This is a genomic window from Rhodococcus sp. MS13 (assembly GCF_013277835.1).
GTDB lineage: Bacteria > Actinomycetota > Actinomycetes > Mycobacteriales > Mycobacteriaceae > Rhodococcus_F > Rhodococcus_F erythropolis.
Window position 1 is genome coordinate 621,104 of record NZ_VBTL01000004.1, and the last position, 20,266, is coordinate 641,369.

Consider the following 20,266-nt stretch of genomic DNA (forward strand, 5'->3'; position numbering starts at 1 on the left):
GAGTCTGACCAAAATCGTCGATTGTGGCTCGTGTCACAATCCGACCACGGTGGTAACAGCCCGACAAGGGACAACCTGTCAGTTCGGCAGAACTAGCTCTATGACGAAGTGCCCCCTCGGCGGACGATATAGAAATGCTCCCGACTCTGCGACAAGTTCTTGCGATGCCCTCGTTCAAGGCCGCCGCAATCGAGGTGCTCGCGGGCGACGTCGATACCGCGGTGGTCCGCTGGGTCCATTCGTCCGAGGTGTACGAGATGGGTGGGCTGCTGTCCGGAGGTGAGGTCCTCCTGACCACGGGCCTCGGTCTGCACGGGCGATCTCCCGAGCAGCTCACCGCCTACATCGACCAGTTGGCGGACGCGGGATGCGTCGCGCTCGCGATGGAGGTCGGCCGCTCGTTCCTCACGGCCCCTCCCGAACTCGTCGAAGCATCGCGCCGACGCGGGCTCGCGTTCTTGGCCCTGCACGCAGTAGTGCCCTTCGAGCGGATGGTCGAAGACTTTCACGACCTCATGCTCCGCCGCACTCTCGGTTCGGCACAGGCGGGCGAGCCTGTCTGGCAAGAACTTCTGAGTCTCGTGGTGGCAGGCCAGGGTATGACCGCGCTGCTCGACAAGGTGTCACGACTCGCGGGGTGCGGCGTCGATCTCCTCGACGCGGATGGCAGAACCGTCGAGCGCAGCACAACCGGCGCAGAGCGATCCGAGACCGAACGCACGATCCACGACGTACGCGGTCCGACGAACTCACTCGGTCGACTTGTCCTGTGCGGGCCCGCAACTACACGCCGAACCGCCGTCGCAAACTGCGCCGCCGTCGCGGTGGCTCTGGAACTCGGCCGTCACGGCGATCTCGGCCCAAGACAGTCACTCGCCCAATCGGTGATCACCGACGTGGTGGGAGGTGTGCTCACATCGCACGGCGACTTGTCCGAGCGACTGACAGCGGCCGGGTGGACGCCGTTGTCGGAGGGGCACCACGTCCTCGTCGCCGCTGTCGACATCGATCGGCAAACGCCGGTTCGAGAGCTCGCTGACCAAGTACGCGACGCCGTACGGGCCGTGCTCGGCTCCTGTGTCGTCGGGACTGCGGCCAATCACGTCATCGTGCTCGCGCATGGGTGGGCGTCCGCATCCCCCGCTCGAGTGCGGACTGCGTTCACCGAAGCCGACGAGCTGCTACGCCGCGGGCCGGGCGGTTCCGCGGTACGCACGCTCGGAGTGGCGACGCCGGTCGAGGATCTGTCGGGCGTCGGTGCGGCGGTCGCGCAAGCTCGCGAAGTCGTCCAGATCGCACGGCGTTTCGGCACCCGGACCGGAGTGATCCTCGCCAGGGACGTCGGCGTCCAACGACTGCTCGCCGCCGGCACGACGCCCGCTTCCTTGTCCTCGTTCGTCACGGAGCAACTCGGTTCGCTGATCGCTTACGACACAGCACATTCCGCCGATCTCGTCCGGACACTCGACGCGTACCTCGCACACCGGGGTGGCAAGGCGAGAACCGCGGATTTCCTCGGCATTCGGCGCCAGTCGCTCTATGCACGGCTCACTCGTATCGAGAAGCTGATGGGAGTTTCCCTCGACGATCCTGCGCAGGTGGTGTGTCTCGGGCTTGCACTGACCGCATGGCGCATGCGTACCGGCCTTGACCCACAAGCTGCGTTCGAGCGTCTCCCCGGGTGAGCGACAACCTCTGCGATGATGAACGAATGACCGGAGCAGCGGAATTGATGATCGAGATCCCTGCCGGCGAGGTGCATCTCAGAGACGATCGCAAAGGCACTGCGTGGACCTCGAAAGTCGAATCATTCCGCCTCGCTCGTCATCTCACCACCAGGGCACTGCTTCACGGAGATTCAGCGGACGATCCGAGCAAACCCGCGGTCGACCTCTCGTGGAAAGACGTCATCGCAACCTGCAACACACTGTCAGTCGCGGACGGTCTGTCGCCCGCGTATCACGACATCGACACCGAGTCTCCCCGGTGGGACCGGGCGGCAACCGGCTACCGACTCGCCACCGAGGCCGAGTGGCAGTACGCGTGCAAAGCCGGCACCTCCGGCTACCGCTACGGCGAAATCGACGAGATTGCCTGGTACAGCGACAATTCAGAAGGACGAGCACATGACGTCGGGATGAAGGCACCCAACAACTGGGGCCTGTACGACATGATCGGCAATGTCTGGGAATGGTGCTGGGATCTCTACGACCCCGAGGTCTACGGCACGTACCGGATCTTCCGCGGCGGCAGTTGGGCCGAAAGTGAGCGCGGTTGCGGCGCTACCGTAAGGAGGCGAAGCCACCCGACGTTTGCTATCGACGACTTGGGATTTCGCCTAGCTCAGACGATCTGAGGGCAGACGGCCGAGGACTTCGAGCACAGCCTCGATCTCGTCTCGACTGCGCAGCTTAACTATCGGCAGCGACGGCACATCGACAAGGACCGTGGCCATACGCTCGCCGTTGCGTCCGTCGCTTCGCCAGGCCCAGCGCACCACATGATCCGGATCGAACAGAATGGTGTGCAGTGGCGGCTCCATGTTGCGATTCCACAACACCTCTCGCTGCAATCGCCGACGCACGGTTCGTGTGATCACCTGGCGCATCACCGTCCGCCGAGGCAGATCCAACCACAGCATCAGGTCCGCACGCTCGGCCAGAAGCTCACGCACCGCGCCGTACTGCCACTCGGTCACCCAGGCCGGCTCGCTGGAAAAGCGTCGTACTTCGGTTTCGAAACTCTCGAGCGGAACCCAGTCGGGCCCGTGGAACAGCGAGTCCAACTCAGTGTGTTCGATCCCGAGAAGCTGCCTGATTCGACCGGCGAGAGTCGTCTTTCCGGCGCCCGAGGTCCCCGCGACAAGGATCTTCTGCGGACGAGTCGTCAGCGAGGCGGGGTCTACGAAAGGCACCGATACACACTAGGTGCCTTACACTTCGCAGTCCACCCATTCGATGTAACCGGTGCCGTTGATCGACGCACCGTCGAAGCTTCCCCGGTAGGTGTACGCGCCGACGTATCCCTTACCGTGGCCATAGCGCCACTCCGAGTCGATCTCGGCCTCGAACTCGACAATCGCCCTGCCGTAATCGCGTACCTGCCAACGCAGTACGCGCGGCACACGCATCTCACGTCCCTGGGGGTCGACATGCAATGCGTCAGCGTACTCGAGTACGTCGAACACCACATCGTCGAAGACTCTTGCGCTGCCGTCCACCGTCCGAATGTAGGCGAGCTTGCACGCCGTAACCCCTGAAGCTCGAACATCGGTGAGCAACAATTGATGCCGGTCGTCGAGCTGAACGATCTGGTAGGTGAAGAAATCGGCCGGGAGCTTCCAGGACTCGGGAAGGGCGCGGCGGGTCAACGATTGCGGTGTCATACACCGCGCGTATTCGACGGTGCACGGAGCCGAAATACTCACCGGGCCATCCGGACTCGAGATCGTCCCGGAACACTGCGCCAGCAGACTGACGTGGTCGTAGACGGGATTGCGCACGAACCACGACGCTTGATCTGATGCCACGATCTCGAGATCGACGTCGAAAGAGTCGTATCGTCCGGTGACACGGAACTTCGGATAGCTGTTGTCGATGATCAGGTTGTCACCGAAGGCGATTCGCGAACCATCTTCTTCGAACGCACACTCATCGGCCGCGTCGTACGCCCGATAGAAGTGATGCCCCGGCGCTGCGGTAGAACTCAGCACGGTTGCAGTGTTTCGCGCGTCGGGTGCAGCGAGATAGTCGTTGTCGAACACCACCGTCCCGGTTGCACCGATCAACGTCATGATGTTGAGGTAACGGAAAGGCCCTGGCAGCCGGGGAACGAAGATCCCGTAGTGCGTCCACGCGAACTTCCGCGAAGCCAGGTGCGGACGCATCATCTCGGGCCGATCGAACGGGCGTACCGATTCCGCCATTCGCTTGTCGATCAGCGGTAGCGCGCCGTCCAGCAAGGCCCGAACCGCGGGTCGCCACAATCGGCGCGAGCGGGTGGCTGGAACAGGGTCGGAACGATCAACGGTTTGTCCGGTCACGCCCCTAAGTTAATGTAACCAGCCGTAACAAACAAGTGTCGAAGTTTCCTCGACGACCTCACACCCTGAACACCCGCGCCCTGCCCACGGGGCGAATAGCATGTGAGAATCCGCGTACCGGAACCGGTCGCAGAGAGGGCGCAACAATGCAGCACGAAGAGTCGTCGTTCACCGGAGTAGCCGGCACCAAGATCGTCTACGACGTGTGGACACCGGACCGCGAACCCACCGGGGTTCTTGTCCTGTGCCACGGACTCGGCGAACACGCGAGGCGCTACGACCATGTTGCTGCGCGGCTCGGGGAACTCGGGCTCATCGTGTACGCACCCGACCATCGCGGACACGGGCGCTCTGGCGGCAAGCGCGTTCACCTGAAGGAATTCTCCGACTTCACCGACGACGTCCACACGTTGTTCTCGATCGTGACGGCGGCACATCCCGGCAAGGACAAGTTCCTGCTCGGCCACAGTATGGGAGGCGCAATCGCACTTTCTTATGCCCTCGACCATCAGGCCGATCTCAAAGCGCTCGCCCTGTCCGGACCTGCTGTGATCATCGCAACCGGCACTCCGAAGATCGTGATGCAGTTGGGCAAGATCGTCGGCAAGTACCTCCCCGACGTGCCTGTCGAGAACCTGGAAGCGGCTGCCGTATCGCGTGATCAGAAGGTCGTCGACAAGTACAACGCCGACCCGCTGGTTCACCACGGCAAGGTTCCTGCCGGAATTGCGCGCGGCATGATCACCGCCGCGGAAGGCTTCCCGGCGCGCCTGCCATCGCTCACCATTCCCGTACTGCTTCAACACGGCTCGGACGACCGATTGACGGACCCCGCCGGCAGCAAGCTCGTAGCAGAGTTGGCCGGTTCTTCGGACGTCACCTTGAAGGTGTACGACGGCTTGTATCACGAGATCTTCAATGAGCCTGAGCAGGAAGAGGTTCTGAACGATCTGATCGAGTGGCTGCGCCCGCGGGTCACCGGAGCATAATCATGTCGACGTGCGGGATCCTGCTGGCTGCCGGGGCCGGATCCCGCATGGGCAAACCGAAAGCTCTCGTTACGGGCACGGACGGCCAGCCTTGGCTTCGCCACGGGGTGGCGACACTGCAGTCCGCCGGACTCTCACCGGTCATCGTGGTTCTCGGCGCACAGGCCGAGGACGCCGTCGAACTGCTGCCCACCGCCGATGTCATTGTGGTGAAATCGGATTGGGAACGGGGAATGAGCGCATCACTACGCTGCGGACTCGAGGCAGCCATGCAGATCGAGGGTGCCGAGGCGGCAGCGATCTCCCTGGTCGATGTCCCGGACCTGAACACCGACACCGTGACGCGAATCGCGGGTCAGGGCATCCCATCACGAAACATACTGCGAAGAGCTGTCTTTCACGGAAGGCCCGGCCATCCTGTCCTGATCGGACGCGACCATTGGCCGACGCTTGCAGAGTCACTCACCGGGGACGGCGGCGCCAACACCTATCTACGCGAACACGGCGTGGAGTTGGTGGAGTGCAGCGACCTCAGCAGCGGCGTCGACGTCGACTATCCCGAAGCCTGATCGCACTGTCACAATCCTCCCAGGTGGTGGGTGTCCGAATTCGGTGTAAAGATGATCCGATGAAACGTACCGTCGCCGCCCTGCTCGACATCGAGATCGACGAGGCGACCAACCTGGAGTTCAAGATCGCGGTGACGCGCGCGCCGGGTGTCGAACTGCTGGAAACGATGTCGTTCGTCCATGACGGCAATCCGATCGAACCCCGTGAGGTCATCGCCGAACACGGCACCCGGATTCACCTACTCGACTGCGCCCCAGGCAAACTGATCGTCAGCTACGACGCAACCGTCATCGGCCGCGCAGAACCGGCGTCGGTCGGCGACTACGACGTGTCGAAATATCTGCGCCCCAGTCGCTATGCCGAGGCCGACAAGTTCTTCGGTTTTGTCGCCGGGCAATTCGATCTCGCCACTCCCCCGGCCGAACTCCTCCTCGAAGTCACGCGCTGGGTGAGTACACATTTGAGTTATGTCCCGGGCACCAGCCGTGGCACCGACAGTGCGGTAGACACCTTGCTGGCCGGCGCCGGAGTGTGCCGCGACTACTCGCACCTGACCATCTCGCTGCTACGCGCGGTGGGGATTCCCGCTCGCCTGGTGGCCGTCTACGCGCCGGGCTGCGATCCGATGGATTTTCACGCCGTCGTCGAAGCCAGTATCGACAACGTGTGGCGCGTTGTCGACGCAACGCAATTGGCGCCGCGCAGCAATCTTGTGCGGATCTCGACCGGGCGAGACGCCGCGGATACCGCCTTCCTCGACAACCACGGCGGTTCGATCACGTTGCATGCCTCGGAAGTTCGCGCAGTCGTCGACGGCGTTCTCGACAACGACGACTACGCAACACTCACGTCGATCGGCTGACAAACACCTCAGGCGCTGATCTGGTTCTGCGAGGCCATCGTTCGCTCGAGGAACTTGACCGTGAGATCAACGATCGCCTTACCCTCCCGAAGAGCTTTGCCGATCACCGGGAAAGCATGGATCTGCCCACTCCAGATGTGCGTTTCGACGGCTTGTCCTGCCTTGATCAGGTTTTCGGTCATGATCTCGACGTCCGGACGCATCAGTTCGTATTCGGCGGCCACCAGGAACGACGGCGGAATCAGACTGGCGTCGGCGTTGATCGGAGACTGCGCACCAGGAATCTCGTCCGGACCCTCCAGCCACCGGTCCTTGAGCTTTTCGACCTGTGACATCGGTAGGTAGGCATCGCGTTTCATGAAATCGGGATCGTGGTCCTCGAGGTTCACGTTGAGAAGAGGGGAATATCCCACCACGGCAGCGGGCCGCGTGATTCCGCGCAGTGCGGCAATTTCGGCGACCTTCATGGCCAGGTAACCGCCCGCCGAATCACCGGCAAGCACAATCTTGTTCGGGTCTTCCGCTGTCTCGAGCAACGCAGCGTACGCGGCCATCGCATCCTTGACGGAGGTGCCGATGGAACCTTCCGGCAGCTGACGGTAGCGCACGGAGATCACCGGCACTCCGGCCTTCGCCGAGAGCAAACCGCACAGTGCTCGGTGCGTTGCCAGACCGCAGAAGACGAATCCCCCGCCGTGGAAGTAGAGGATCGTGGCTCCGGCCAACTCGCCCTGCGCTTTGCGTGGATGCTGCACCTTCTCGCTTGGCACACCACCAAGCGTGAAAGGCTCGATGTCGAGGTTCTTCGGCTTCGGCAGTTTGTCCGCCATCGCGTCGAGTCGCTCGAGTTGGCGGATGCCGCGTTCGGTGGTCGGCCAGAGGGTGAACATCGGCTTCACGAACGTCCTGGTCAGACAGAAGATAACCCGCGCTCGGGGACTCACGTTCCAATGCCATACCGTCGAATCTCGCGTCCGCATAGCGTCCTCCCAGGTCAAGACGTTTTGTGCATGTGAGTTACACATACTTGTCGACTGCTGTTGTGAACGATAACTGACGCTGCGTCAAAACGACACGACGGGTAGGCATGAATTACTCGAGTATGTGCAAGTTCGGCTCGCAATCACGGCTGGGAGAGATAAGCGGAGAGTCCGCGGTGCCCGCCACGCATCATCGCTTCATGATTCCACTCGAATACCGGCTTCGCGATCTTCGAGGCCAGACCGAGCGCTCCGGACACCGCTACTTGTTGCCGAAAGTCGGCGACGCAGCCAGATTCAGCGGGGCGTACCACCCAGCTACTCCACCCGGTCATTGCCCCGGAGAGACGCACTTGCAGATGGCGGGCAATGGGGTCTTCGACCTCGCGTCGTCCGAAGACCAGCAGGGTCAGAGGGACAGCGCTGCGGATGGCCATGGAGCCCGAGTGCTCGTCGGTCGCCCGGACTCGGCGTATCTGAGGCCACCACTGCGAATACCGCTCGGCGTCCGCGAGAACGGCGTAGACGCGGTCGGCAGAGGCCTGGAGCGTCCAGACGCTGTGGAAGTCGAAGTCGGTCACGATCAGGCCGTCTGAGCAGCAGCAGTCACCCATGCACCGTAACCCGAACCTCGGGTGCTTACACGCCTGGCATGCTCAGTATTCGAACGTCTCCACCCGTCGCAGGATCTCCTCCGCGATCTTGGCGGGACTCCCGCCCACGTCGACGACAATGGCTTGCTCGTCCGGGTCGACTGCCTCGAGTGTCGAGATCTGGGAGTCGAGGAGCGAGGCGGGCATGTAGTGATCGAGGCGGGCGGTCAATCGCTGGCCGATCTGATCCCGCGAACCGGCGAGGTGCACGAATACGACGTGCTCACCGCGAAGGACGTCGCGGTAGCTGCGCTTGAGTGCCGAACACGTGACGATGCCCGGCTGACCGGCGTCGGTATGGCTCTTGATCCAGACGGCGATCTTGTCGAGCCAGGGCCAGCGATCGTCGTCGTTCAGCGGATGCCCGGTCGCCATCTTGTCGATGTTCGCCTGCGGGTGCAGATCGTCGCCTTCTTGAAGGTCCCAGCCCATCGCTCCGGCGAGCATGCCGCCGACCGTCGACTTTCCCGAACCCGAGACACCCATCAGGACGAGCACGGGATACTGCTTCTGCTGTGCCGCTTCGCTGTTCATGTGCTCGCCTACCTAGATGAATGCGCTCAACACGAGCACTCCGGCCAGACCCGATACCGAGATGATGCATTCCATCACGGTCCAGGTCTTGAGGTTCTGTACCACGCTGACGCCCAGATACTCCTTCACCAACCAGAATCCGGCGTCGTTGACGTGCGAGAGGAAGAGCGAGCCCGCACCGATCGCCAAGACCATCAGCGAGACATGTGCGGACGAGAGGTCTGCCGCAACCGGAGCGAGGATGCCCGACGCCGTCACCGTTGCCACCGTTGCCGAACCCGTTGCGACGCGGATCAATACCGCTACCAGCCAGGCCAGGAACAGCACGGGAAGGCTGCTGCCCTTGATCGCGTCGGCGATCACTCCGGCGATACCGGTGTCGATCAGGACCTGCTTGAAACCGCCACCGGCGCCGACGATCAACAAGATGCCTGCGATGGGAGGTAGGGAACTCTCGAGTGACTTCGAGATGGCCTTGCGGTCCATTCCGCCGCCGCGACCCAGCAGCACCATTCCGACCAGAACCGCGAGACCCAAAGCCACAACGGGTGTTCCGAGGAAGTCGAGGACGGACTTGGGGAGTGCCTCGGAATCGGGTGCGATCACGTCGGCGAATGCCTTGCCCAGCATGAGAACGACCGGGAGGAGGATCGCTGCGAGAGTCGCCGCGAACGAAGGGCGCTGCTGCTTCTCTTCTTCACCTCGATCTTCGCCTGTGACAAAGAGATCCGGAACCTTCACGTCGACCCACCGCGCTGCGTACTTGCTGAAGACCGGTCCGGCGAGAACAACAGTGGGGATCGCGACGAGGACACCGAGCGCGAGCGTGAGGCCGAGGTTTGCGTTCAATGCCGAGACTGCAACCAGCGGCCCGGGGTGCGGGGGAACCAACCCGTGCATGGCCGAGAGGCCGGCGAGGGTGGGGATCGCGATGCGCATCAGGGACAATCCGGATCGCCGCGCGACGAGGATGATGACCGGCATCAACAGAACGAGACCGATCTCGAAGAACATCGGCAGACCGATGACAGCGCCGACCAGAGCCATGGTCCACGGGAGTGCCTTGGTGCTGGAGCGGCCGACCAGTGTGTCGACGATTCGGTCGGCACCACCGGAATCGGCGAGGAGTTTGCCGAACATCGCGCCGAAACCGATCAGGATTCCGACGCTTCCCATGGTCGATCCGAAACCGGTGGCGAATGCTGCAACCGACTCTGCCGAACCGAGGCCGGCCGCCAGACCGACACCTACCGCGCCGATGGACAGCGCGAGGAAGGGATGCAGGTCGAGCCAGGTGATCAGCGCGATGATGACCGCGACGCCGGCGACTGCAGCGATGATCAATCGTGCGTCGCTACCAGCGGGGACGACCTCGGCCGCCAGCAATGCTGTGGTGTTCATAGGGACTCCCAGTCCGATGAGTGATTGAGGTCACTGTTCCTTAATTAACCTACAATTTCAAGAGCAGACACTAATTTGTAGTATTTATTCGCCTTGCACCGGGCTTACTCCATACGCATGGGACGATCTACGTATGCCTTCTGTCCCGTTTCAGCAGTTACACGACTCGATGCTGGAACAGCTCGGCCAAGACATAGTCGGTGGTGTGCTCCCCCCGGGAACCACGATCTCCGCCGACGAGGTGGCAACGCGCTACGACGTGTCGCGAACCGTCATCCGCGAAGTTGTCCGCGTTCTCGAATCTCTCGGATTGGCTTCGGTTCGTCGACGCGTCGGAATCACCATCCTGGGCTCCGAACACTGGAACTCGCTCGACCCCAATGTCATCCGCTGGCAACTGGCCGGTCCTGATCGGTTCGAGCAGCTTTCGATCCTGAGTGAACTCCGTTCCGGTATCGAGCCCCTGGCGGCGCGACTGGCCGCAACTCGCGCAACACCCGAGCAGTGCGGCGCTCTGACCGCAGCCGTCATCGGCATGTCAGCTACCTCTCGCGCTGCCGATACCGGTGCCTATCTCGGCCATGACTCCGACTTCCACCGCACCCTGCTCGCCGCCTCCGGTAACCCGATGCTGCGGGCGATGTCGCAGATCGTCGTCGAGATACTCGAAGGCCGCACACGCCACTCCTTGATGCCCCACGAAGCCGACCCCGAAGCGATTCACCTGCACGGAGTGGTCGCATCAGCCATTCAGTCCGGCGACGCCGACGCTGCAGAAACCGCGATGCGCTCGATCGTCGCGGAATCCGCAGAAGCGGTCGAAACAATGCGCGAAAGCCCCGAACCGCCGCCTCATCTGTAAGTCGAGCCACAGACTCGCCGGAATTGGCCCGCAACTGCTCCGCAAGTGGAACGCTTGGCGCCATGACAGCACTCGCTACCCAGAACAGCGCACTCTGATGGCCCGCCCGGTACGCGTCGTCGTCCTCGGTGCCGGATCGTGGGGAACCACGGTGGCCGGCCTCGCTGCCCGCAACACTCCCACCCTGCTGTGGGCACGAAATTCCGAAGCGGCCGACGAGATCAATTCGCAACGGACCAACTCCAAATACCTTGGTGAGCGCAAACTTCCCAAGGGACTCAAGGCAACCTCGGATCTGGTCGAAGCCGCTCGTGAAGCGGACGTACTCGTATGTGGGGTGCCTTCGCACGCCGTTCGCGCCACCCTCGCCGAGATCGCCAACGAGGTTCGGGCGTGGGTCCCGGTGTTGTCACTGTCCAAGGGCCTCGAGCCCGGCACCCGGCAGCGCCCCACCGAAGTGATCGCCGAGTGCCTGCCCGGCCATCCCGTCGGACTGCTCGCGGGCCCCAACATCGCCAAAGAGATCGTCGACGGCATGGCCGCGGCATCGGTCGTGGCCACCCAGGACGATCGCGTCGCCGCCGCGCTGCAACCCCTGTTCGCGTCGTCGGTCTTCCGTGTCTACCGCAACACCGACGTGCTCGGCTGTGAACTCGGCGGCATCCTCAAGAACATCGTTGCCATCGCCTCGGGCATGGCCGACGGCCTGGGAGTCGGGGACAACACTCGTGCGATGGTGCTCGCGCGCGGTCTCGCCGAAATGACCCGACTCGGTGAAGCGATGGGCGCCAACCCGCGCACCTTTGCCGGCTTGACGGGCGTCGGCGATTTGATCGCCACCTGCATGGCTCCGACTTCTCGCAACCGTCGCGTCGGCGAAGCTCTGGCGCAGGGATTGACCGTCGAGGAGGCGGTCGCCAAGCTCGGCCAGGTCGCCGAGGGAGTAAAAACTGCCCCTACCGTCATGGATCTGGCTCGCGAATACGGAGTCGACATGCCGATTGCCGCGGAGGTCGAGGCCGTCATCGGTGGTCGCCAAAGTGCCAGCGACGCATATCGCGGACTTCAGAAGGTTGCCCCGGGCGGCGAGCACGAGGTGGCGTGAGGAAGATCTACAGGTATCTAGCGATTTGGCTAGATACCTGTAGATCGCCCGAGATCACGGAATTGGAGCATCGACGAAAATGTCGATAGCCAACGGTGACTGACCGCCGTACTGCGAGAAGTCCGAAATCCCCGCCTCGCGCAGGACATCGACGTCGAGCACCGTCCGACCGGTATCCGTGCCGGCGGGACGTCCGAGAATCTCGATAGCCGCATCAGCCATGATCTCGGGTGAACGCGAGTGATCGATACTTTCGTCTCCCCCGAGCAGGTTTCCGACGGCCGCCGTGGCGATCATGGTCTCCGGCCACAGACAATTACTCGAAATCGGTGCACCTGAATACTCCGCGGCGATACCCAAGGCCGCCAATGTCATTCCGTATTTGGCCAGCATGTAGCCCGGATGAGCACCCAACCAGTGCGGCGAAAAGTTGAGCGGTGGCGACAGCGTCAATACGTGCGCGTTGGCCGAAACCCGAAGGTACGGAAGGCACGCTCGGGTGAGCGCGAAAGTGCCACGGACGTTGACCTGCTGCATCAGATCGAATCGCTTCATCGCGAGGTCTTCGGTTTTCGAAATGTCGAGGACGCTCGCGTTGTTGACCACGATGTCGATACCACCGAAGTGCTCTACCGCTGCATCGACGGCGTGCGCGATGTCGTCGTCGTTCCTCACGTCACCGACGACGGGAACGGCATGACCCCCAAGCTCGTTCAACTCGTCCACAGCCGTGTGGATTGTTCCGGGCAACCGGGGGTCAGGCGTATCGGTCTTGGCGAGCAACACGACGTTTCCGCCGCGGCGCGCTATCGCACGGGCGATGGCAAGTCCGATGCCACGGCTTCCCCCGGACATGATCGCGGTTCGTCCGCGGAAGTTCTTGTCGTCCAAAACGAATCCTTGTCATCGTCGACGGTCTTCGTCGCTGCGGTTGTGGCCGCGGGAAGTCCCGGCACGACCACTCGTCGACTTCCACGATATGAGCGCCTTCACGCGATGACTACGGCCGCGGAGCATCAATAATCGTTGATCAGTTGTCCCGTCAGGACAACTGATCAATGCGGTCAGCCACCCACCGGGCGCAGGATCCACCATCCGCCGAGCACGAGCACCGCGACGTTCACGAGCAGAAACAAACCGACCCAGACGATCGCGGGTATCGGTGAGAGCCTGGCCAATTGGTCGGCGTCCGAGTCCGGTGCCCCGCCTCGCCGCATTCGCTGCCGTTGAAGTTCCACGACCGGGCGCGGTCCGGCAAAGAGCAGGAAGAGCGTCAAGAAGTAGGCAGCAGCCACCTGCTGCTCCTGGGTCCCCCACCAGACGAGTCCGAACAACACGGCTCCCACCACGGCAAGTGAGAAGACTCCGTAGAGGTTTCGGATCAGAACCATCATCACCGCGATCACGAATACGCCGATCCACAACACCGAGACCGCACGCTGCGCGCCCAACAACCCGGCCGCGCCGAGTCCGAGAATCGACGGTCCGACGTACCCCGCGAACGTCATCAGAATGACGCCGAAGCCGGTCGGTTTGCCCGACGAAATAGCGACACCCGACGTATCCGAATGCAGGCGAAGACCTTTCAACCGTCGACCGACCAGGACGGCGACAATCAGATGAGCGCCCTCGTGTGCGATGGTGACGACGTTACGGGCGATCCGCCACAGGTGTGGTTCGAGAACAATGATCACGGCGATCAACGCGGCCAGTTGAACTACCCACGCCGGCGGATTGGGACTGAGCGCCGCCACCCGATCCCACGCGGTTTCGAGCGCGTTCACTCCGCTTGTCCGCGCAGGTATCGGCCGAAGTGAGGGACCGTGAATCCGATGGACCCACGTTCTGCCGAATAGATCAGTCCCTTCTTGATCAGTCCATCGCGTGCCGGCGAAAGGGAAGCCGGCTTGCGCCCCAACTCGACGGCGATCTTCGCGGTTGCGACGGGTCCGTCGTCACCGGCGAGATCGGCCATGGCGCGCATGTACTCACGCTCCGCGGGCGTTGCTCGCTCGTACCGTGATCCGAAGAAGCCGACAGCGAGTTCTTCCTCAGCCGTCGGCGCGCCGACGCGCACGTCTTCCGACGTGATCGGACTCGACGCCGCCACATCCCACGTGGCCTTTCCGTAGGCCTGAACGAAGTACGGGTACCCGTCAGCCGCTTCGTACAGAGCGTCGAGCGCAGATTCGGTGAACTCGACGTCCTCACGCTCAGCAGGCGCAATCAGTGCCTGATCTGCAGCTTCCCGCTCGAGCCGATCGATCCGGTGGTAGCTGAACAGGCGCTCCGAGTAGCTTTTCGACGCCGACAGCACAGCAGGCAGATGCGGAAGCCCCGCCCCGACGACGATCAACGGTGCCGCGTCCTGACTCAACTCGTGGCAGGCCCCGCAGATCGCCGAGACATCCGCGGCACCGAGGTCCTGCATCTCGTCGATGAAGATGGCGATCCCGACGCCGACATCCCTGGCCAGCGACGACGCGTCGAGCAGCAACTCGACGAGGTCGATCTCGATGTCGCCGCTGTCTGCCCGACCCTTGATCGCGGGTGCATCGATGCCTGGCTGCCAGCGCTCGCGCATTCCCTTGTCCGCAGTGGCGCGTAGGGCAAACGATTTGAGGACTCCGAGGAACTGCTCGACCCGCTCGGGATCGCGATGGGAGACCGCGATCTCTCGGACTGCCATGTGCAGCGCCGACGAGAGTGGGCGTCGTAAATCCTGATCGGGGCGCGCCTCGATCTTGCCGGTCCCCCAACTTCGGGAGATCGCGGCCGAACGCAACTGATTGAGCAGGACGGTCTTGCCGACGCCACGCAAGCCGGTGAGGACAACACTTCGTTCCGGGCGGCCACGCGCAATTCGCTCGAGAACGACGTCGAAGGCGTCGATCTGCTTGTCGCGCCCGGCGAGTTCCGGCGGGCGTTGACCGGCACCGGGGGCATACGGATTGCGCACGGGGTCCATGCCCATCGACGGTACAAGCCGAGTAGACGAATATCCCGCTCTCTAGCGCGTGTCCTAGAGAGAACTAGGAACCGCAATATCGGCTCGACCTTGTCGAACCGGGCTCCGGCATCGTCGTCTAACCGTCCAGGCTCGACGCTCGGGCGAAGTCCCCGGCCACGTGGGCTCCAATTGCTCCGGCCAGAATGATCGCCGGATGCGTCGCGGCCAGATAGAGCCCCGACACGCCTTCGGCGAAGCCCAGCAGCGGGCGGCCACCACGCGGGATGGGACGGTCAGCGACTACCGCCTCGATCAGTTCCACTTGGTCACCGTCCACGAGCTGACTGCGGATCGCGTGCAGCGTCGGCCCCGCAAGCTCACGAGCATCTCCGGAGAACCCGGCCGGAACATCTTCAGCCGCAATCAGTGTCGTGTCGTCCAATTGCCGGATCTCGAAATCCGGAGAGGACAGTATTCCGTTCACCAATGGGTGGGGCGTCGAGAATCTGATGAGGCAACACGGGGAGGCGTCGACCTCGACGTCGACTCCCGCCGACGCCGCGAGTCCAGGGATCGCGGTACCCGCAGCGAGCACGGTGGCCGATCCGTAGACGGGACCGTCGGCAGTCATTACTCCGTACACTCTCATGCCCTCCGTGAGCACCCCGCGCGCACTGACATCGGAATACACTGTGGCACCGCACTCTTCGGCACCTCGCAGGAGCGATCGAGCGAACGCAACCGGGTCAACGCCACCGTCATCAGGCGCGTACGCTGCGACCGAGGGGGCCGTCCGCAATCCCGGCTCACGAGCAAGGATTTCCTCTTTACCGATGAGGTCGACGGGATGGCCGAGTGCTCGATGAGCATCTACGAACGCTCGAGTCTCCGCTTCCGTCTCTTCCCAGGTGATCGCGCCTCTGCGGCGCACACCGATTGGCTCGACGAGTTCGCGCTCCAGGCGGTCGAATTCGACTGCAGCGCCTTGCCGGAACGGATCTGAGTAAGTTTCTGCGGCACTCTTCGAGAGGCCGACCCAGGCAAAGGAGTTGCCGGTCACCCCTCCTGCCACCGAGCCGTGGTCCAGCACCGTGACTCGGAGACCAATGCGCGCCAGGTGATACGCGATCGACGCGCCGACGACACCGGCACCAATCACCAGGATCGGACTGTCGTTTCGGCCATTCGGATGCGTCACCAGTGGACCATATCTGCGAGCCGCAACCTGGATCCACTCAATTTGGATGCGAGGACTTCGGCGGTTAACGGAGGACTAGGCCTGTTCCCGCTCGGCGTACATCGGGAACGATACGGTGTGCTCATGCTCTGGCGTTGGTTCGCAGTCGTGATCGTCATCCTCGCTGTTGCCGGCATTTGGCACGTGACCATCCCCGATCGACCAGTTGCCGCAATAGTCGACGCCGAGACGCTGGGGTGCGCGACCCCGTATCCGATCGGCCCGCTCCAGACGACATCAACGGCGACGGTTCCAGACGATTTCGTACCCGTCGCCGCAGTCACGTGCGACCCGTTTGTCAGCGACAACGTGGCAGCCGACCGAACCGTCAGCTTCTCTGCTCATCGTTGGGAGGGCGATTTCAGTCGGGCGGTGGAAATGCTGAACCGCTCGTCCGCGCACAAGACTTGGTTCCCCGAAGGCTGCGGTGACAACTACAGCCTGGCTGTCCTGGACCAATTCTGGTTGGTCGACGATCGAGGCCGAGCAACTCGGCCGGGGTATCCCTCCGATTCGTGTGGACTACCGAAACCCGGTGGCCTGGCCGCCATCAAGGAACTGACACCGGTCGGCAGTACCGAACACCGAATAGCGTTGTCCGACGACCAGATCTACGAACTGTCGCATTGCCGGCCGGCCTACCGACCAGCCACAACAGGTACCGCGGCGCTGACGTCGCTGTCGGCGGGCAGCGTTTTCTGCCGATTCTCCGCCACCGAATTCGTAGGCACATCGTCTACGACGGAAACCTTCGACGGACTTTCACCCGCTCCCGACTGTGACGCGGTGGCCACCGAGGTGGCGTCGACGATCTACGTGGACCGTCCTACGAACGAGGAACGATTACTCACCGTCGAACTCGACGGCTGTCGGCGCGTCATCGCCGACGGATACGCACCGATGCAAGCGTCGGACGAGCTGTTGGTGTCTTTCCGGTAGTGCTGCGCCACAATGCAGTTGATCTCCCGCCCGGATGCGTAGGTCCCGATGTGACCAGTGACAGCCCGCAATCCTGTCAGGCGCCCGGGAACTGAAGGTGCGCTTGGGTCTTTCCCAGAACCGTCTGGCCCTTGTGCATGACGGTGACATCGATACGCACAGTCCGCGTTGTGGAGTCGATCCGCGCGATCTTCGCAGCGATGGAGAGATCAGCACCATCGACGGCATCGACTACGACGGGCCGAGTAAAGCGAGTTTCATACGAGATCACACCGCTCGGGTCACCAACCCAGTCGACGATGACCTGCAAAGCAATTCCGGCAGTGAGCATTCCGTGCGCCAGAACTCCCGGTAGCCCAGCCGCAGCAGCGATTGCGTCGTTGAAATGGATCGGGTTCATGTCGCCGGAGGCACCGGCGTAGCGAACTAGGTCATCACGAGTGAGGACCAGATCAACCTTCGCGACGATGTCACCAAGGACGAGGTTTTCGAAAACCGGCACGGCGGGTACGGTCATGCGCCTTCTCCTCGCGCCAGCAGGGTCGAGGTGACCGTTGCGACCAAAGCGTCGGTCACGTCGTGAATCTCGGAAACTGTCGACAGGATCGCACTGCCTGCTCGCACTGTCACCCCTGTAATCGTCAGTGTCGTAGACAGGTCATCGCCGGCGACTATCGGACGCTGATGCTCGATCTTCTCGGAAGTATGGACCACACGAGTCGGATCGAGCCCAGTATCCGGTGTGCGCAGCAGTGCCATGATCGCTCGTTGCTGGACAACGGTTGTGAATGTTGTCGGCGCGATGACATCGACGAACCCGGCCTCCCTGGCGACACCGACATCATGGTGCAAGGGATTGCTCGAACGCACCGCCAGAGCGAACTCGCGAATCTTCTCGCGCCCGACAAGGTACGAAGACGAGGGAAACACCCGGCCGGCGAGCGCTGGGTTCACAGGAGACATCCCGGAATACTAACGGCGGCCGACTTCGGGTTCATTCGTGGCCTGAGGTCTCGTCGGCCCGAGAATGCGATCGAGGAGACGCTCAACCAACTGGGCCGCCAATTCTGCTGTGGCGTAGCCGGGAAGCATCCCCTGGGCGAGCCCGGCGACAGCCGCCAGAATGAGCTCGGCGTCGAGGTCGGGATCCATTGACGGCGCAACCGCGTCCCGATTGGTCACTCGTTGAAGCTGGCCGGAAATGAGCGCTGTCAACTCTCTTGGGGCAGTGAGGGTTTCCTCGGCGGCGATTCCTTGTCCGGTCAGTGCGGCAGCGTGGAAGGCACCGAGAACAATCGCTTCCTCCCGACGTTGTCGATCGAGTGGCAGCATGCCGACAAGGAACGCTGAAATAACCTCGCGGGGTGTCGCTTCCGCGCCAAGAACAGACAACTCCTGCATCAAGCGAGCACCCGCATCCTGACGCACAGCTTGATGCGTCGCGAGAAGGAATTCCCGCTTCGTGCCGAAGTAGTACTGCACAAGTCGCACCGAAATCCCAGCCTCGGCAGCAACGGACTGAAATGTCACCGCCGCGAGCCCACCGTCGACAATCACTCGCCGCACCGCATCGGTGATCTCCCGTTGCCTCACTTCATGGTCGACCAGTCGCGGCATGAGGCTGTCCTTCCCCTTTCGAATGGATGACTTTGACTCGTTAATGATACGCACGTACCGCATTAGTGATACGGTCATACCATCAAAATTGAATGCAGCGAGAGGGAGGCTCATGCCGAAGATCGGACGATTCAAGAACGAAGCATCAAAGCAGGCGTACGAGAGCATCTACCGAGAACTGGAGGGCACCTGGCCGGTTCCGTCGACACAACTCGACGTGCCGACATCGTTCGGAACCACCCATGTCCGTAGGTCGGGACCGGCACGGAGACGCCGATCGTCCTGCTGCACGCAGTCGGCGCCAATTGTCTGCAATGGCACATCGTCATCGAGGACCTGTGCCGGGACCGAGTCGTTTATGCGCTGGACACGATCGGTACTGCAGGCCGCAGTGTGCAGACCGCTCCATTGACCGGGGAATCCGACTTCGCCACCTGGGTGGGCGAGGTATTGAACGAACTCGGGGTCGATCGCGTCCACCTGGTCGGCTACTCGCATGGTGCGTGGCACGCCGTTCTAGTAGCACTTCACGCCCCTGAACGACTGGCGAGTGTGACCCTAATCGAACCGGGCGGAGTCTTCGACAAGCCCTCGTGGCGTGTGCTGCTGAAGATGGTCCGCGCCGGTATGCGCCGCACCGACAAAAATATTCGCAAGCTCAACGATTGGCTGTCCCCCGGGTACGTCATCGGCGATCGCGAGTTCGCTTTGGTTACAGAGGCATTGAACTACCGGCCCGGTGTCGGGTGGGCACGAATGCTCAAAGATGCAGAAGTGCAGTCGATCTCGGTTCCAATGCTCGTAATCTCCGGCGCTGAGACGGTGGTCTCCAGCCCCGAGCGGGTGGCCGCGAGGTTAGCTGATCTTGTATCTGAAGCCGAAGTGGAGATTTATGCCGGAACCGGCCACGGAATCCTGGGACACATACCTGATCGGGTAATTCCCCGACTCATGAAGTTCGTCCGCAATCATGACGACGCGAAGCGGACGTGATCTCGCGGACCAGCCGCCGACAAGGTAGTGATGAAGCCGGTCAATCAGCCGGCCAAGGCGGTACAACTGACAGATGAGAACATTCCTCTCCGACCGCCGCGGTCAGGTAATGGTGGCCGTTGCCGCCGCCATTTTGGTCGTAGCGGGAGGTCTGTGGTGGACGAAGACCATCTCCTTCACCGAAACTGCAGTAGTTCAGTTCAGTAGTAATCGAACCGGACTCTACGACGGGTCCCCGCGCGATGCGTACATCGGCGAACGGGAAGCCTCCAACGGCATGTCTGTTCCTGCTGAAAAACTCGCGCAGATACTCGGCGGCAGTGCTTCCGACTACGAGTCCGATCTGACGATCACAGATGCGGACGTACCTGGGCTCGCGGTGACGGCCCGAGGTCGAACCCCCAGCGCCGCCCGAGCATTGGCGACCGACGCCGCCGAAGCTCTCTGTTCGATGTTCGAAGAAGCCAACGCAATGACTTCCGGAGGGTTCACGTTCACCGTCGTTCCACCGGGGAACTGACGGATCTATGGT

Annotated in this window: 23 protein-coding genes; 10 read left to right on the forward strand and 13 right to left on the reverse strand. The window is 62.5% G+C overall.

The window, feature by feature from the left end; all coding sequences use genetic code 11:
* Positions 1–164 precede the first annotated feature (164 nt).
* Entirely contained in the window at positions 165–1,685 is a 1,521-nt protein-coding gene (locus FEZ59_RS11365) for a PucR family transcriptional regulator (RefSeq protein ID WP_223257826.1), read from the forward strand.
* 26 nt (positions 1,686–1,711) lie between these two features.
* Positions 1,712–2,356: a formylglycine-generating enzyme family protein gene (locus tag FEZ59_RS11370; RefSeq protein WP_030243927.1), complete on the forward strand. Its 645-nt coding sequence runs from the start codon at positions 1,712–1,714 to the stop codon at positions 2,354–2,356.
* Here the strand turns inward: FEZ59_RS11370 and FEZ59_RS11375 are convergent.
* Positions 2,339–2,914, reverse strand: a complete 576-nt coding sequence (locus FEZ59_RS11375) for an AAA family ATPase (RefSeq protein ID WP_092764224.1) — start codon at positions 2,912–2,914, stop codon at positions 2,339–2,341. The genes FEZ59_RS11370 and FEZ59_RS11375 overlap by 18 nt on opposite strands.
* An 18-nt stretch (positions 2,915–2,932) precedes the next feature.
* Entirely contained in the window at positions 2,933–4,042 is a 1,110-nt protein-coding gene (locus tag FEZ59_RS11380; RefSeq protein WP_060937911.1) for a DUF6670 family protein, read from the reverse strand.
* Positions 4,043–4,188: 146 nt separating this feature from the next.
* On the opposite strand from FEZ59_RS11380, the gene FEZ59_RS11385 reads away from it, so the two are divergent.
* From FEZ59_RS11385 to FEZ59_RS11395, 3 genes are read left to right on the forward strand one after another with little or no spacing between them, the layout of a single operon-like run.
* A complete protein-coding gene (locus FEZ59_RS11385; protein WP_020970959.1) occupies positions 4,189–5,031 on the forward strand; it encodes an alpha/beta hydrolase in 843 nt (280 codons plus the stop codon).
* 2 nt (positions 5,032–5,033) lie between these two features.
* Complete coding sequence (locus FEZ59_RS11390; RefSeq protein ID WP_172932642.1) at positions 5,034–5,600, forward strand: nucleotidyltransferase family protein; 567 nt, start codon at positions 5,034–5,036, stop codon at positions 5,598–5,600.
* Positions 5,601–5,659: 59 nt separating this feature from the next.
* Positions 5,660–6,463: a transglutaminase-like domain-containing protein gene (locus tag FEZ59_RS11395; protein WP_172932643.1), complete on the forward strand. Its 804-nt coding sequence runs from the start codon at positions 5,660–5,662 to the stop codon at positions 6,461–6,463.
* Between the two features lie 8 nt (positions 6,464–6,471).
* Here FEZ59_RS11395 and FEZ59_RS11400 read toward each other — a convergent pair whose 3' ends face one another.
* From FEZ59_RS11400 to FEZ59_RS11415, 4 genes are all read right to left on the reverse strand, one after another.
* Positions 6,472–7,443 carry an alpha/beta hydrolase gene (locus FEZ59_RS11400; protein WP_172932644.1) on the reverse strand — a complete coding sequence of 324 codons (972 nt, stop codon included), beginning with the start codon at positions 7,441–7,443 and terminating at the stop codon, positions 6,472–6,474.
* Between the two features lie 143 nt (positions 7,444–7,586).
* A complete protein-coding gene (locus FEZ59_RS11405) occupies positions 7,587–8,024 on the reverse strand; it encodes an SRPBCC family protein (RefSeq protein ID WP_019745526.1) in 438 nt (145 codons plus the stop codon).
* A gap of 75 nt (positions 8,025–8,099) precedes the next feature.
* The gene (locus tag FEZ59_RS11410; RefSeq protein WP_020909302.1) at positions 8,100–8,630 is read right to left on the reverse strand and encodes a gluconokinase; all 531 of its coding nucleotides are present in this window, start codon (positions 8,628–8,630) and stop codon (positions 8,100–8,102) included.
* 12 nt (positions 8,631–8,642) lie between these two features.
* Complete coding sequence (locus FEZ59_RS11415; RefSeq protein ID WP_019745529.1) at positions 8,643–10,031, reverse strand: gluconate:H+ symporter; 1,389 nt, start codon at positions 10,029–10,031, stop codon at positions 8,643–8,645.
* Positions 10,032–10,164: 133 nt separating this feature from the next.
* On the opposite strand from FEZ59_RS11415, the gene FEZ59_RS11420 reads away from it, so the two are divergent.
* A complete protein-coding gene (locus tag FEZ59_RS11420) occupies positions 10,165–10,893 on the forward strand; it encodes an FCD domain-containing protein (protein WP_019745530.1) in 729 nt (242 codons plus the stop codon).
* A 97-nt stretch (positions 10,894–10,990) separates the two neighbouring features.
* Complete coding sequence (locus tag FEZ59_RS11425) at positions 10,991–11,998, forward strand: NAD(P)H-dependent glycerol-3-phosphate dehydrogenase (RefSeq protein WP_019745531.1); 1,008 nt, start codon at positions 10,991–10,993, stop codon at positions 11,996–11,998.
* Between the two features lie 54 nt (positions 11,999–12,052).
* Here the strand turns inward: FEZ59_RS11425 and FEZ59_RS11430 are convergent, their stop codons facing one another.
* The 4 genes from FEZ59_RS11430 to FEZ59_RS11445 all read right to left on the reverse strand — a co-directional run bounded on the left by FEZ59_RS11430 (position 12,053) and on the right by FEZ59_RS11445 (position 16,146).
* Entirely contained in the window at positions 12,053–12,889 is an 837-nt protein-coding gene (locus tag FEZ59_RS11430) for an NAD(P)-dependent oxidoreductase (protein ID WP_046379384.1), read from the reverse strand.
* Positions 12,890–13,062: 173 nt separating this feature from the next.
* Entirely contained in the window at positions 13,063–13,782 is a 720-nt protein-coding gene (locus FEZ59_RS11435) for a M50 family metallopeptidase (RefSeq protein WP_003940327.1), read from the reverse strand.
* Entirely contained in the window at positions 13,779–14,966 is a 1,188-nt protein-coding gene (locus FEZ59_RS11440; protein WP_021331853.1) for an ATP-binding protein, read from the reverse strand. The genes FEZ59_RS11435 and FEZ59_RS11440 overlap by 4 nt, the downstream gene beginning before the upstream one ends.
* Before the next feature lie 118 nt (positions 14,967–15,084).
* Positions 15,085–16,146 (reverse strand): FAD-dependent oxidoreductase, encoded by a 1,062-nt coding sequence (locus tag FEZ59_RS11445; RefSeq protein ID WP_172932645.1) that lies wholly within the window; start codon positions 16,144–16,146, stop codon positions 15,085–15,087.
* A gap of 123 nt (positions 16,147–16,269) precedes the next feature.
* Between FEZ59_RS11445 and FEZ59_RS11450 the strand changes: the two genes are divergently transcribed.
* Complete coding sequence (locus FEZ59_RS11450; RefSeq protein WP_172932646.1) at positions 16,270–17,124, forward strand: hypothetical protein; 855 nt, start codon at positions 16,270–16,272, stop codon at positions 17,122–17,124.
* A 76-nt stretch (positions 17,125–17,200) separates the two neighbouring features.
* Here the strand turns inward: FEZ59_RS11450 and FEZ59_RS11455 are convergent, their stop codons facing one another.
* Genes FEZ59_RS11455 through FEZ59_RS11465 form a run of 3 tightly spaced genes read right to left on the reverse strand, consistent with a single transcriptional unit; the run spans position 17,201 to position 18,741 of the window.
* The gene (locus FEZ59_RS11455; protein WP_020909310.1) at positions 17,201–17,641 is read right to left on the reverse strand and encodes a MaoC/PaaZ C-terminal domain-containing protein; all 441 of its coding nucleotides are present in this window, start codon (positions 17,639–17,641) and stop codon (positions 17,201–17,203) included.
* A complete protein-coding gene (locus FEZ59_RS11460; protein WP_019745537.1) occupies positions 17,638–18,087 on the reverse strand; it encodes a MaoC family dehydratase N-terminal domain-containing protein in 450 nt (149 codons plus the stop codon). Before FEZ59_RS11460 ends, FEZ59_RS11455 begins: the two co-directional genes overlap by 4 nt.
* A gap of 9 nt (positions 18,088–18,096) precedes the next feature.
* The gene (locus FEZ59_RS11465) at positions 18,097–18,741 is read right to left on the reverse strand and encodes a TetR/AcrR family transcriptional regulator (protein ID WP_020970969.1); all 645 of its coding nucleotides are present in this window, start codon (positions 18,739–18,741) and stop codon (positions 18,097–18,099) included.
* A 327-nt stretch (positions 18,742–19,068) separates the two neighbouring features.
* Between FEZ59_RS11465 and FEZ59_RS11470 the strand changes: the two genes are divergently transcribed.
* Together FEZ59_RS11470 and FEZ59_RS11475 are read left to right on the forward strand one after the other, a co-directional pair.
* On the forward strand, positions 19,069–19,734 hold the full coding sequence (locus FEZ59_RS11470; protein WP_346343231.1) for an alpha/beta fold hydrolase: 666 nt from the start codon (positions 19,069–19,071) through the stop codon (positions 19,732–19,734).
* Positions 19,735–19,807: 73 nt separating this feature from the next.
* Positions 19,808–20,254 carry a hypothetical protein gene (locus FEZ59_RS11475; protein WP_020970971.1) on the forward strand — a complete coding sequence of 149 codons (447 nt, stop codon included), beginning with the start codon at positions 19,808–19,810 and terminating at the stop codon, positions 20,252–20,254.
* Positions 20,255–20,266 lie beyond the last annotated feature (12 nt).

Coding starts and splice junctions, on each gene's coding strand:
- FEZ59_RS11440 (WP_021331853.1), bottom strand. CDS start 14,966: ATGGACCCCGTGCGCAATCCGTATGCCCCCGGTGCCGGTCAACGCCCG.
- FEZ59_RS11395 (WP_172932643.1), top strand. CDS start 5,660: ATGAAACGTACCGTCGCCGCCCTGCTCGACATCGAGATCGACGAGGCG.
- FEZ59_RS11400 (WP_172932644.1), bottom strand. CDS start 7,443: ATGCGGACGCGAGATTCGACGGTATGGCATTGGAACGTGAGTCCCCGA.
- FEZ59_RS11465 (WP_020970969.1), bottom strand. CDS start 18,741: ATGCCGCGACTGGTCGACCATGAAGTGAGGCAACGGGAGATCACCGAT.
- FEZ59_RS11450 (WP_172932646.1), top strand. CDS start 16,270: ATGCTCTGGCGTTGGTTCGCAGTCGTGATCGTCATCCTCGCTGTTGCC.
- FEZ59_RS11425 (WP_019745531.1), top strand. CDS start 10,991: ATGGCCCGCCCGGTACGCGTCGTCGTCCTCGGTGCCGGATCGTGGGGA.
- FEZ59_RS11460 (WP_019745537.1), bottom strand. CDS start 18,087: ATGTCTCCTGTGAACCCAGCGCTCGCCGGCCGGGTGTTTCCCTCGTCT.
- FEZ59_RS11475 (WP_020970971.1), top strand. CDS start 19,808: ATGAGAACATTCCTCTCCGACCGCCGCGGTCAGGTAATGGTGGCCGTT.
- FEZ59_RS11385 (WP_020970959.1), top strand. CDS start 4,189: ATGCAGCACGAAGAGTCGTCGTTCACCGGAGTAGCCGGCACCAAGATC.
- FEZ59_RS11365 (WP_223257826.1), top strand. CDS start 165: ATGCCCTCGTTCAAGGCCGCCGCAATCGAGGTGCTCGCGGGCGACGTC.
- FEZ59_RS11410 (WP_020909302.1), bottom strand. CDS start 8,630: ATGAACAGCGAAGCGGCACAGCAGAAGCAGTATCCCGTGCTCGTCCTG.
- FEZ59_RS11415 (WP_019745529.1), bottom strand. CDS start 10,031: ATGAACACCACAGCATTGCTGGCGGCCGAGGTCGTCCCCGCTGGTAGC.
- FEZ59_RS11420 (WP_019745530.1), top strand. CDS start 10,165: ATGCCTTCTGTCCCGTTTCAGCAGTTACACGACTCGATGCTGGAACAG.
- FEZ59_RS11370 (WP_030243927.1), top strand. CDS start 1,712: ATGACCGGAGCAGCGGAATTGATGATCGAGATCCCTGCCGGCGAGGTG.
- FEZ59_RS11390 (WP_172932642.1), top strand. CDS start 5,034: ATGTCGACGTGCGGGATCCTGCTGGCTGCCGGGGCCGGATCCCGCATG.
- FEZ59_RS11455 (WP_020909310.1), bottom strand. CDS start 17,641: ATGACCGTACCCGCCGTGCCGGTTTTCGAAAACCTCGTCCTTGGTGAC.